Below are 11,138 nucleotides of genomic sequence, written 5' to 3' on the forward strand. Positions count from 1 at the left end.
AGGGACTTTCGAACTTCCCACCAGGCCCCAACGCTCTGAACAGCGATAGGACCGGCGGACGTGTCACAGGAACCCAATTATCTGTGGAACCCGGGTGGGTCAAAGTCGACCTAACGCAGGTCAGCGACCAGCGGGCCTACCTGATCCGGATCACCACCCGACAGGCGCTCAACCGGCTGAGTAACATGCAGCGCAGCAAGGAGGCGTACGTCGGCTCCTGGCTGCCGGAGCCGCTGCTCACCGTGCCGGACGTGGCCGACGACGTCGAGCTCGCGGAGAACATGTCGATGGCGCTCATGCTCGTCCTCGAGACGCTGGTGCCGACTGAACGGGTCGTCTTCGTCCTACACGAAGTCTTCGACGTCAGCTACGACGAGATCGCGGCCGCCCTCGACAAGACCCCCTCGGCGGTCCGCCAGATCGCGTACCGCGCCCGCCAGCACGTCGATGCCCGCCGCCCGCGCCAGGTGGTCCTGGCGAGGCTGACCCGGGCGGCGCTGGACTCGCTGCGGCACGCGATCGGCACCGAGGACCTGCAAGGCCTGCTTCACGTGCTCGCCCCGGACGTGGTCCTGGTGGCCGACGGCGGCGGCATCAAACAGGCCGCGCTGCGGCCGGTCATCGGTGCCGACAAGGTGGCCCGCATGTTCCTCACCGGCATCGGCAAGATCGACGGGGTCCTCGCCGTCCGCGTCGAGGGCGCCCGCATCGCCGGCCTCTTATACGTCCGCAACCCGGAAAGGCTGACCCGCGTCGAGTCCGCAACCCCGCTCACCCTGCGATGAACACCCTCTCATCTGGAGGCAACGACATGGCCGTTCAGGTCCAGCCCGCATCCGATGCACCGCCGTCGCCCTGGTCGGCGGTGGCCAAGGCCGTCGCCCTGCTCACGGTGACCGTCAGCGTGCTCCTGACCGCCTTCGCCTGGCCCTCGGTGCGCTCATCGATGCACGACGTGCCCATCGCCATCGCCGGACCGGCACCCGCGGTCAGACAGATCAGCGCCGCCCTCGATGAGCGCCTTCCCGACGGCTTCGAGATCACCGAAGTAGCCGACACCGCCGCCGCCGAACAGCTGATCCGCGACCGCGAAGTGTACGGGGCGATCGACGTAAGCTCCGGCGCACCACAGGTCATCCTCGCCTCCGCCGGCAGCGCAGCCGTCGCCCAGACCCTCAACAGCATCGCCACCGCGCTCAGTCAGGCGCAGTCCCAGGGCGCCAGCATGCCGGCCGCCGTCCGCGACCTCGTCCCGCTGCCGGCCGACGACCCGCGTGGCGCCGGCCTGGCTGCCGGGGCTCTGCCCTTGGTCATGGGCGGTCTGCTCGCCGCACTTCTGCTGGCGAGACTCGTCCGTGGCATCACCCGCCGGGTCATCGGAGCGCTCGCCTTCGCCGTCACCGGCGGCCTCGCCGTGGCGGCCATTCTCCAGTTCTGGCTCGGCTCTCTGACCGGCTCCTACTGGGCGAACACCGGCGCGATCGCCCTCACCGTCGCGGCCACCTCCTTGACTATCCTCGGGCTGGAGTCCCTGCTCGGATATACCGGGTTCGGCCTGGGTGCGGCCATCATGATGCTCATCGGCAATCCCTTGTCGGGCACCGGGACCGCGCCCGAAATGCTGCCCGGCTGGTCCGGCACGCTCGGCCAACTGCTGCCGCCCGGCGCGGGTGGCCGGCTGCTGCGGTCCACCGCCTTCTTCGACGGCCACGGCGCCGCCCATTCCGTCATCGTCCTCGCAACGTGGCTACTGCTCGGCGTACTGCTGTGTCTTGTCAGCGGCCTGCGTCGGCGACGCCCGGCCGCCGAGCTAGTGAGCACGGCCGCACAGGCGACTGTGTGAGGTACAGCGGGGCGTCACTCGCCTCGCAGTGCGCCGCCGCTGTCGGGCGGTTCCGGCATGACGTCCTCGGGCTGGCCGACGTCGGGGCTACGGCGCCGCCACACCGGCGTCATCGTGGCGGCGTGGGCCTGGCCCATCCAGCCCTCCATCACCTCAGCATCGTGGCTCACCGCCGTCACGATGTTCGCCCTCGGTGCCGCCGCATACGTGCACTGCGGATCTCGCGCGTAACGGTCTCAACAGAAGGAATGCCGATGTTCATCGCCTACGTCACGGTCACGATTCTCGCCGTGCTCTTCAACGCAACCGCTGCCGTCACCTACTTGATCGGCCACGACTACCCCAAGGCTCAGTTGAGAATGAAGCGGCTGCCGCCGTCGTGGCGACCGGTACTGGGGGTGTTGCTGGCGATGGGCGCGGTGGGGTTGCTGGCCGGATTCGTCGCGCCGCTGCTGGGCGTACTGGCCGCCTTCGGCCTCGTCCTCTATTTCGTGGGCGCGCTCATCGCGCACCTGCGTGTCGGCTCGCGCAAGCTGGTCGGCTGGGCCGTGTTCTTCGCCACCGCAGTCGCCGCCCTGGTCGTGAACCTCGGCTACCACGGCTTCAGCTGACACCACATCCAGCCAGGGAAGGACCGGATGGGCCGCGCCGCCGCCGGTGTCACGACTGGCGGCAGAGCCCCGCTTCCCCGCTGTGGCGCAAACCACCTGAACACCCCTGTCACAAGGTCCGTGGCGCTTGCATCTCATGCCCGACAGGGATCAAACGAAGGGAACCACAGTGACCAAGGTCTGGTTCGTCACCGGCTCGTCGCGCGGCTTGGGCCGCAACTTCGCCGAGGCCGTCCTCGGCCGCGGGGACAAGGTGGCCGCGACCGCCCGGAGCACCGCGAGCCTCGATGCGCTCGTCGCGAGGTATGGCGAGGCGGTGCTTCCGGTGGAGATGGATGTGACCGACAAGGCCGCGGTCTTCGCGAGTGTGAAGCGGACCAAGGAACACTTCGGCCGCCTCGACGTCATCGTGAACAACGCCGGGTACGCCCAGATCGCTCGCACCAGATGATCGAGCAGGCTTACGGCGAACGGCTCAAGACCTGGGCCGACGGGCAGGACCTGTCGCTGGCGGCGTACGGACACCTCGACCAGTAAGACCGGGGCCGACGAAGATCAGGGATATCGCCGGCATCCCTGACCATGATTGCGGTGGTATCGCTGATCTTGCGCCACACCTGCATGCGAAGCGCCCGCCGCCACAGGCGAATCTCCAATCGCAGGCAGAGCGAGTCCCCCGTCGCCGATGTCAAACACAAGCGGCGGCAGCCATGGTCATTGCGGACGGCGGACACACGAGCCGCCGAGTACCAACTGACGACCGCCCGATGGAAAGCATGATGCCGAAGTTCAACACCGCGGCCCCGATCTCCGCTGTCCCGGCCAGGAGAGCCGTGATGAGCAGGCAGATGGCCGGACATGGGTGAGCCGACCGCCACCGGCGCGAGCTGCCTGCCACAGCGGCGCCGGCAGGCCGGTCGAAGAAGTGGTTATTCCGGTTCGAACGTTCCATCTATGCGGAACCCCACTCGCCGCTGCTCTGCCCACGTGCGTGAAGGTGAGTGGACCACGTCGCTGCCCTCGCCGAAGCCAGCCGGAGCGTCCGAGGCTCGACCGGCGGGTCGGAGCGCATTCGGCTCGTTCGCCAGGTTCGTTCTGTTCGGCGGTGGTGTCGGGCTCGCCTCCAGTATCGGGGTGTCGGTGATGGCCACGCTCATGCCATGGGCGGCCGCGAACGCGCTGATCACCGTGGCATCCACGCTGCTTGGCACAGAACTGCACGCCCGGTTTACCTTCGGCGCCGGTCGGCGTGCGCGATGGCACCAGCATCTGCAGTCCGCCGGCTCTGCCATCGCCGCCTACCTGGCCACCTCAGCTGCCATCCTCGTCCTGCACGCGGTGCAGCCGTCCGCCAGCATCGGCTGGGAGCAGGCCGTCTACCTCAGTGCCTCCGGACTCGCCGGAACCGGGCGGTTTCTGGTGCTACGCCTGTACGTCTTCGCCCAGGCCGCACCCCCGGCACCGACCTCGGTGGAGTGCGGCCGGTATGTGCCGGCGCCGCACCGGGCAGTCTTCGACCCAGTCGGCGGCTACCTGCCCCTGCCCACCAGCGACTGGCGGCGGACCGAACGACGGCGGCAAGAGGAGGTGACCGCCCGGTGCTCCCGGACCCTCGATTGCATGGAGGCAAGTCAGGCCGCCGGCCAGGATCCGGGGTCGTTCGGTTCCGTCGACGAGTGCGCACCGGGTGCCGGCCGCCATCAGGCGTTGGTCTGGGCATCACCAGGGGGCATGTGCCCGCTCGCGTGCGGGAACCGCCCAAAAGCATGATGAGCCGGCACGAAATTTAAGTCCGTACAGGTATGCCCGACGCGTGCGGAACGGCGCCATCCTCCCAGGGGACTATCTCGCTAACGGTGTCTCCGGCGATCTTGGTTAGTGGGTTTCAACGGCTGGAAAGCAGCCGCTGAAGGTGATGGCGAAGGCGTTTTCAGGGCGGGTTTCCGGCACATCGTCCATCGGGTCCCGCTGGTTCCGGCCGGGTCCAGGGGCCGGGTCACGAGACAGAGGCGACCTAGCGTGCGGGAAGTCAGCCGGCATCGGCTGACGGCGGCGGTGTGCGCCGTGGTGTCCGGCTACCGTTCGTACGCCGCGATCGCCGAGTGGGTCGCGGCGTTCCCGCCTCGACCGCGTTGGCGTTGGCAAAGTCGCCAGGCGATGCCGAGTAGTGCGAGGCGGCGTGTGCTGTCGCGGGCGTGGTGGCGGTTGACGGCGGCGGGGCCCTGGGGTGGGGCTCCCCCTGCGGATCGGCCAGCCGATTACAGGGTTGTATTCACGGGTCGCCGGTCGGGCCTCAGCGTAGCTCGCCGGTGATGATCCAGAGATGGCCGAACGGATCCCGGATGCGACCCGAGCGCTTGCCGTAGGGCCGGTTTTCGATAGGCACGAGTACTTCGGCGCCGTGGGCGGTCATGCGGTCGCCGACTCCGTCCGGGTCATCGACCTCAATCTCGAGAAGGACCGCGGACCCACCGAGATCACCCGGTGCGAGCCACCCCCATGACGAGACGGCGGGCGAGACTCGGAATGACCATTGACCGATACGGTGATCGACGACGGTGGGTCGGCCATCGTCGCCGGGAGCCCGGAAGGTCTCCTCGGCGCCGAGGGCAACCTGGTAGAACGCCGACGCACGGTCCGGATCGGAGACAATGAGACGAGGGGTGAGTGACTTCATCTGCCCATCCTGGGTTCGGGCGGCGGCAGAGTCTTGAACAATGGGGAACGAGCTCGACCCCACCGGTCGTCAGCCGCCCGCGCGCTGATTGCCGGGTGGCTGATCATCGGCTGGCACACACCGCGGCGCCAGGCCCTCGGCGCGTAGCCACTGCGTCGGTGTGCACATGGCCATGGCCCGCCACTCGCGGGTGAGGTGGGCTTGATCGGCGAAGCCCGAGGCGGCGGCCACCGCGGCCAGACTGACCGGTCCGGCATTGGCGGCGGCCACGAGCCGGGCCCGGGCAGTCTCGAAGCGAACGAGCCGTTGGTACTCCTTCGGAGTCACCCCGATTTCGGCACGGACCGTACTGCTCAGGTGCCGCCGGGAGCATCCGAGTAGCTGGGCGGCCTCCTGCACCCGATTGGCTTCGGACAGGACCGCCAGCGTGGCCCTCAGTTCGTCGTAGTTGGCGCGCTCGCCGTGATTTACCAGGCCGTTGAGCAGGTAGCGCTCGACAAGTTCTCGACGGCGCGGCCAGGATCGGCAGTCCATCAGGCGCTCCGGCAGGTCTGCCATTGCCGGGACGACATCGGCGAGGTCGGCGACCTGCCCGGCCAGAGCCGATGCTGGAAGCCCCAGCAGTGTGCTGGCGCCCAGTGGGCTGAGAGTCACGTACACCCCGCGCGTACATCCCTCCTGCTTCAGCTCAACCGGATCCATGTGGAGTCCGGCGACCGCGGCCCGTCGCTTCTGGCGTGAGCTGGGCCGTCTGGCCCACGCGATTTCGAACGTGTCCTCCTCGGGAATCGTGATCGACACCGTGCCCGATGGAAGCCCGCGATGAACCGCGACCGGACCTGGCCCAAGATCGTAGGGATCCAGCGTCACCACGAACGGCGCCAGGACAGTGGACATGTGATCGGCAGGCACGGCCATCTGGTGACCGTACAGCGGGCGTTCCTCCCCGCTTTGAATAGAGCGACGTTATGTGCTGCGGGACTGGGTAAAGACCGAACTATTGGCACTCCCGGCGTGAGTGCTTTCCGACCAGGCGTATCGCCATCCGCCGGTCTCGAGCCGATGGCGGCCCGTTGGGTCGACCGTCATCGCGGTGAGGTTGCACGTCGCCAACCGCAACAATACGATCATGGCAGCGGCCATACGATCGTATCGGTCGTCATGATCGAAGGTGGTTCGCGGATGACCAGATCGGTCGGGCGCTGGAAGAGTCCTGGGGGGGAGCGCGCCTATACCCAGGCATACCGTGCGATCCTCTCTGGTCTCCCGGCGCCTTCACTGGTGCAGGACGTGACAATCACCTACGGGCGGGTTCACGTGCTGATGTGGCGGGGGCGCGAGTCGGGACCTCCTGTGTTGCTCCTACCCGGGCGCGGTTCCGGTGCTCTGATGTGGTCGGAGAACATGCCCGACTGGATCGGCCACCGAACCGTCTACGCCCTGGATCCGATCGGAGACTCCGGCCTGTCTGTTCAATGCTTGCCCCTAAAGGGGTTCGAGGACCAGGCCGACTGGATCGCTGAGACGCTCCACCAGCTGAACATCGCGCAGGCGCACGTGGTCGGACACAGCTTCGGAGGTGCCAACGCAGCCATCTTTGCCGTCCGTCACCCCGAACTCGTCGCGACACTCACGCTGCTCGAGCCGGTCATGGTCATCGAAAGACTGGCCGCGTCGACCTACTTTTGGGCAACCGTCACCCAACTCCCCGTTCCACAGAGGGTCAAGGACAAGGCTCTTGCCGAGATCGGCGGCACGACCGTTGCTGAGGTCCGGCACCGCACCCCCATGTCGACCATGATCAGCATGGGTGCCAGTAACTACACCGCGGCTCTTCCCATCCCCCGGAAACTCAACGACGATCAGTGGCGGCACCTCGCGATGCCCATTCGGGTCGACATTGGTGGAACCAAGTCCCTCGCCGGAGGCGCCAAGGCAGCCGATCGGATCCGCCGTTTGCTCCCGCACGCAGATGTCCACTACTGGCCAGACGCGACACACTCCCTGCCCATGCAGAAGCATCAACAGCTCGATCCCGAGCTGCTGGCTTTCTGGCGCGGAAACTCACAACCTCAGCGATCGTCCGATGAGTACCCCCTGCCTTGATGGCGCGGCGATTACCTGCTCCGGCTAGTACAGGGGCGCCGACAGCTGGCCTGGCCGGGCCGTGCTGGCGAGTCAGCCGGGCGGCGTCGTACTAGCCGCCGCTGAGGGCAGGGTTCTGTTGCCCTGCAAGCGTTGTGCGAATCGGAAGGACGTATGGTTGTTCGACCCGCGATTCGCTGTGGTGGATCAATTGGCCTGCCGGCTCGTTTTCCGCAACGACCGTACCCTTGTCGTCGCGCCAGAGCAGTTCGTCGGTTTGGGCGGTGGACCGGTGGGAGCAACAGCTGGCCGGCCTCACTGGGTTCCGCGGCGGTGACCCGGATCGGGCCGCCGGTTACCGGTCGCCAACCTCGGGCTGCTGGAATGGCTCTATGCCGAACATCCCCTCGTCGCCGACCTCGCGATCAACCTCGCCTACACCTCCAGCCCGGCTGTCGCCGGAATCCTGGCAGGTCCGGTTCCGGCGGCCTTCGAGTGGTACTGGCCGCAGCGCCTGACGCCGGCCCACGCGGTGCGCGGGCGCGGACGCCCTGCTGCTGTCGGTCATCCGGTCCGGCACGTGACCCCTTCGGATTTTTGTAGAGACTTCGATGTTCCTCGGGTTCACTGGAGCCATCGCGGTTGGTTTCATGCGACGGATAGGGACATCGGTCGGACTCCACCTCGTTCTGGAAGGCCCTCGTTCGTCACGTGGACCCGTATCGCCTGGTCCTCGTTCACTTCGACGCGCTGCACCCGGGTACGGAAGGGTGCTCCTCGACGGGAAAGGCCCCTTCCGTACCCGGGTCGAGGGATTATCGTGACGCCCGCAGGGCCTTCGGCGGGGTGAACCTGGTGAATGCCGGTGGCATGGGCGTGTCGGTGAAGGTACGCCCGAGATCCATAACGAGCTGGTACCGGTCACCGAGCGCCGAGGCTGCCTTGTTCAACGTCCGGGGACTCGTGTCCGGCCAGTGGCCGGTGTCGATCCGGGTGAACAGGGTCCGGAGCATGCCGATTTCCTCGGCCGCGCTGAACGAGCAGTGCCCGCCCCGCTCCACGTAGAGCTGCCGAAGTTTGCCCGGGTTACCAACCTGGCGCACCTGGTCGGCGTACCAGCGCTCCTGGTGAGGCGGCGCGCCGCCGTCGCCGACGGTGTGCATGGTGACCACCGGCACCGGGGTCCGGCCTTGCGGCACGCCGATCCGGTGCATGTAGTCGACCGCGGCCGGGTCGGCGGCGATCCGGGGTGCGGCGGCGAGCCGATCCAGGTCGGCCCGCAGGTCGAGCCCGGCCGTCCGGTACGCCTGCTCGAGCTGCCTGGTCTGGGCGGATCGGGCGAGCTGCCGGCGGTAGTCGACGCCGACGTTCGAGGATGGGTTGCCGCCGGCCCGGCGCTCCAGGTCCAGCCTCCCCAGCGGGCCGAATCCCAGCGTGTACGCGTACTGCAGCCACTCGGCCTGATTGCGGATTCGCTCGATTGGGTCGGTGGGGCGTGGCTCGTGTGCCGAGTACCAACCGGTGACGTTGTTCAGCGCGGCGGCTAGCGCCACACGGGCCCGCCCCTGCTTTGTGGTGAGCGCCTCCTGGACCGCGACGGCAAGGGCCTGGGCGCTGCCGGCCGGGTCGGCGGGTCGTACCAGGTCGATGTCCTGGTCCGGCGCGAGCAGGGTGCGGACCGCGAAGAGTACGTCCAGCCCGGAGTCGAACGTGGCCTGAGTGTCGTATGCGCCGCACATCGTCGCCACCCCAGCGAACCGCTCCGGGTGCCGCTCGGCGAGCTGGGTGGCGATTGCGGCGCCCATCGACTGCCCGGTGGCGACTGTGCGACGCGGCGCGCCGACGTTGGCTCGGAACCAGTCCAGTAGCGCGATCTGGTCGCGTAGCCCACGCTCGACCGCGTAGCCCAGGCCACCGTCCGCGAACTGCGAGGCGGCCATCGCGTACCCGTGGTCGAGCAGCCATGACTCGGTCTCGGATCGGTCGGGCGGCCGGTTCGTCAACCCGATGCCGAACGACGGGAAGCCCTCCGGGAGGTACCCGTGGCTGTACAGAACGAGCGTCCCGTTCCAGCGTTCGGGCACCTCGATCCGGAACTCGGCACCGTCGATGGTACCGGTGATGGCTCGCCGGCCCGGTTCCGTCGTCGGCCCCGCGCTGGCGCCGAAGGGCGGAACGGCCACGCCCACGGCGGCTACCAGGGCGGCGGTCAGAGTCAGTCGTCGGGTTACGCCACGTACTGTACGCATCGTCTCCTCGTTCCGTTCGGGTGTTCTGGTCAGGCATAGAGCGAGCTGCCGGTTGCCAGCAGCGACTTCAGGTCGCTGAGCACCTCGGCCCACGGCTTTCGTGACCAAGGCGGCCGGTGTTGAACGCTGATGGTGATTTTGTGCTTACCAGAGTGCTGCTTGAGTTCGGCGAGTTCCTCCGCGAAGTCGCGGATCAGGGTCGGGTTCTGTCGCTCCACGGTGTTCAACGTGGTGAACGCCGCCAGCTTGGGCATGCTGTTCAGCCGCTCCGCGAACTGCACGTCATTCCCTGGTGGGGCCAGTGGCTGGCGAACACCTCGTACGTCGTCCGCCCGAGCAGGAACGTGTCGGCCTCGTCCAGTTGCGTGGCGACCCTCGTTGATCACGGCAGCTTGTCCGCGACGGCGGTACCGCAGCCTGACCAGGGCGCAAACCTTCGCGGCGCTGGCGGTCGAGCGCCGTTGCCCTTTGACCGGCGCTCGACCGCCAGGTCCTAGGCGGCGAAGAAATCCGCCAGCACGGGCGCGATGGCGGCCGGGTCCACGTTGTGCGGCTGGCCGTGCAGGGTACGGCGCTGTGCATTCGGTAGGGCCGTGGCGACGGCGTCGGCCGTGTTGCTGATCCAGGAGGTACTGCCGCCGTCGATGACGAGGGTGGGCATCGTGACGGTGGCCAACTGGTCCGCCGGCAAGGAGAAGTCGCCGGTGATGGTCGCGTCGTAGACGAGCGTGTGTGCGACCTTCTCCATCGCGGGCCACAACGGTGACTGCCGCATCGGGGCCACGAACTCGGCGGGGAGGTTGACGCCTTTGATGAAGAACAGCTCTAACATGTCCCCGCGGCGGTCCTCGGTCAGGAGTTCGATGAGTTGGTCGCGGTAGTCGGCAGGTACGGCGGGGCGACTGTCGTCGACGATGTACGGGGTCTCCCACACGGCGAGTTTGGTGATGGCCAGGCCGTGCGCCGCCGCCGCCAGTGCGAGGATGCCGCCCCCGGAGGTGCCGTAGACGTACGTGGATCCGCCGACTTCGTCGATGAGCGCTTCGAGGTCCTCAAATTCGCGCATGACGGCATATGGGCTGGTGTCACCGCTGTCGCCGCGACCGCGCCGGTCGTAGTTGTAGACGGTGAAGCCCGATGCGAGCAGTTCGGCTACCGGTGTGTTGATCGAGCGATCGGTGGGTCCGCCACCGATCAGGATGACCGCCGGTCCTGCGCCGACCCGGTCGAAGGTGATGGCCGTGCCGTCGCTGGATATCACGTTGTGCAAGGGTCCGCCTCCTGGGCACTTGTCGGGTACTTCGAGCAGCCTCCTTTGAGCGTGGGTTGTCCGGCATCCGTGATGGCACGGAATCGGCCACGGAAGGGACCACGGAGTCGTACGTATTCAGCTTGAGAGAGCGGTGGGCATCCATGGTCCGGTGGCGAACAGCTGTTGGAGTACGTCGAGTGCGTCCTGGTTTGGGCGGCGGGGGATAGGTAGGAGCGGACGGCGGCGAAGTCGGCGAGTCCTTGCAGGGTGCGCCAGGTGCCGGAGATCTTCTGTTGGAGTTTGGCCGGCGGAGATCAGGGTCGGGTAGCCCCGGCGCATTGCTGCGCAGCGGCCCCCTCAGCTGCGAGGCACGCTGCACGTCAAGGTCATGCCAGCTGAGCCGACCACAGTGGACAGCGGG

At 67.6% G+C, this 11,138-nt stretch carries 12 protein-coding genes and 1 pseudogene; 6 read left to right on the plus strand and 7 right to left on the minus strand.

Features of this window, described 5'->3' with window-relative positions; translation table 11 throughout:
• Positions 1 to 83: 83 nt before the first annotated feature.
• Positions 84 to 785 (plus strand): sigma-70 family RNA polymerase sigma factor, encoded by a 702-nt coding sequence (locus AB0H57_RS29605; RefSeq protein ID WP_357511967.1) that lies wholly within the window; start codon positions 84 to 86, stop codon positions 783 to 785.
• On the plus strand, positions 782 to 1,843 hold the full coding sequence (locus tag AB0H57_RS29610; RefSeq protein ID WP_357511968.1) for a hypothetical protein: 1,062 nt from the start codon (positions 782 to 784) through the stop codon (positions 1,841 to 1,843). Before AB0H57_RS29605 ends, AB0H57_RS29610 begins: the two co-directional genes overlap by 4 nt.
• A gap of 14 nt (positions 1,844 to 1,857) precedes the next feature.
• Here the strand turns inward: AB0H57_RS29610 and AB0H57_RS29615 are convergent, their stop codons facing one another.
• Entirely contained in the window at positions 1,858 to 2,013 is a 156-nt protein-coding gene (locus AB0H57_RS29615; protein WP_357511969.1) for a hypothetical protein, read from the minus strand.
• Between the two features lie 84 nt (positions 2,014 to 2,097).
• On the opposite strand from AB0H57_RS29615, the gene AB0H57_RS29620 reads away from it, so the two are divergent.
• From AB0H57_RS29620 to AB0H57_RS29630, 3 genes are all read left to right on the plus strand, one after another.
• Complete coding sequence (locus tag AB0H57_RS29620; RefSeq protein WP_357511970.1) at positions 2,098 to 2,454, plus strand: DoxX family protein; 357 nt, start codon at positions 2,098 to 2,100, stop codon at positions 2,452 to 2,454.
• 169 nt (positions 2,455 to 2,623) lie between these two features.
• Positions 2,624 to 2,905, plus strand: coding sequence for an SDR family NAD(P)-dependent oxidoreductase (locus AB0H57_RS29625; protein WP_357511971.1), 282 nt, complete (start codon positions 2,624 to 2,626; stop codon positions 2,903 to 2,905).
• Positions 2,906 to 3,597: 692 nt separating this feature from the next.
• Positions 3,598 to 4,224, plus strand: a complete 627-nt coding sequence (locus AB0H57_RS29630; RefSeq protein WP_357511972.1) for a hypothetical protein — start codon at positions 3,598 to 3,600, stop codon at positions 4,222 to 4,224.
• 523 nt (positions 4,225 to 4,747) lie between these two features.
• Here AB0H57_RS29630 and AB0H57_RS29635 read toward each other — a convergent pair.
• Both AB0H57_RS29635 and AB0H57_RS29640 read right to left on the minus strand, forming a co-directional pair.
• Complete coding sequence (locus tag AB0H57_RS29635) at positions 4,748 to 5,131, minus strand: VOC family protein (RefSeq protein ID WP_357511973.1); 384 nt, start codon at positions 5,129 to 5,131, stop codon at positions 4,748 to 4,750.
• 69 nt (positions 5,132 to 5,200) lie between these two features.
• Complete coding sequence (locus AB0H57_RS29640) at positions 5,201 to 6,049, minus strand: helix-turn-helix domain-containing protein (protein WP_357511974.1); 849 nt, start codon at positions 6,047 to 6,049, stop codon at positions 5,201 to 5,203.
• 264 nt (positions 6,050 to 6,313) lie between these two features.
• On the opposite strand from AB0H57_RS29640, the gene AB0H57_RS29645 reads away from it, so the two are divergent.
• Positions 6,314 to 7,237: an alpha/beta fold hydrolase gene (locus AB0H57_RS29645; protein ID WP_357511975.1), complete on the plus strand. Its 924-nt coding sequence runs from the start codon at positions 6,314 to 6,316 to the stop codon at positions 7,235 to 7,237.
• 794 nt (positions 7,238 to 8,031) lie between these two features.
• Here the strand turns inward: AB0H57_RS29645 and AB0H57_RS29650 are convergent.
• The 4 genes and pseudogenes from AB0H57_RS29650 to AB0H57_RS29665 form a co-directional block, all read right to left on the minus strand.
• Positions 8,032 to 9,465: an alpha/beta fold hydrolase gene (locus AB0H57_RS29650; protein WP_357511976.1), complete on the minus strand. Its 1,434-nt coding sequence runs from the start codon at positions 9,463 to 9,465 to the stop codon at positions 8,032 to 8,034.
• Positions 9,466 to 9,494: 29 nt separating this feature from the next.
• Positions 9,495 to 9,746, minus strand: a complete 252-nt coding sequence (locus tag AB0H57_RS29655) for a hypothetical protein (protein ID WP_357511977.1) — start codon at positions 9,744 to 9,746, stop codon at positions 9,495 to 9,497.
• A gap of 212 nt (positions 9,747 to 9,958) precedes the next feature.
• Entirely contained in the window at positions 9,959 to 10,726 is a 768-nt protein-coding gene (locus AB0H57_RS29660) for an alpha/beta hydrolase (RefSeq protein WP_357511990.1), read from the minus strand.
• Positions 10,727 to 10,852: 126 nt separating this feature from the next.
• A pseudogene (locus AB0H57_RS29665) lies at positions 10,853 to 11,025 on the minus strand (IS66 family transposase); the annotation flags it as partial.
• Positions 11,026 to 11,138: the final 113 nt, after the last annotated feature.

This window comes from Micromonospora sp. NPDC050686, assembly GCF_040654475.1.
Lineage (GTDB): Bacteria > Actinomycetota > Actinomycetes > Mycobacteriales > Micromonosporaceae > Micromonospora.

What these genes read in the sequence shown, in the direction of transcription:
- AB0H57_RS29610 (WP_357511968.1), top strand. Translation starts at nt 782, where the DNA reads ATGAACACCCTCTCATCTGGAGGCAACGACATGGCCGTTCAGGTCCAG.
- AB0H57_RS29620 (WP_357511970.1), top strand. Translation starts at nt 2,098, where the DNA reads ATGTTCATCGCCTACGTCACGGTCACGATTCTCGCCGTGCTCTTCAAC.
- AB0H57_RS29630 (WP_357511972.1), top strand. Translation starts at nt 3,598, where the DNA reads ATGGCCACGCTCATGCCATGGGCGGCCGCGAACGCGCTGATCACCGTG.
- AB0H57_RS29635 (WP_357511973.1), bottom strand. Translation starts at nt 5,131, where the DNA reads ATGAAGTCACTCACCCCTCGTCTCATTGTCTCCGATCCGGACCGTGCG.
- AB0H57_RS29640 (WP_357511974.1), bottom strand. Translation starts at nt 6,049, where the DNA reads ATGGCCGTGCCTGCCGATCACATGTCCACTGTCCTGGCGCCGTTCGTG.
- AB0H57_RS29645 (WP_357511975.1), top strand. Translation starts at nt 6,314, where the DNA reads ATGACCAGATCGGTCGGGCGCTGGAAGAGTCCTGGGGGGGAGCGCGCC.
- AB0H57_RS29650 (WP_357511976.1), bottom strand. Translation starts at nt 9,465, where the DNA reads ATGCGTACAGTACGTGGCGTAACCCGACGACTGACTCTGACCGCCGCC.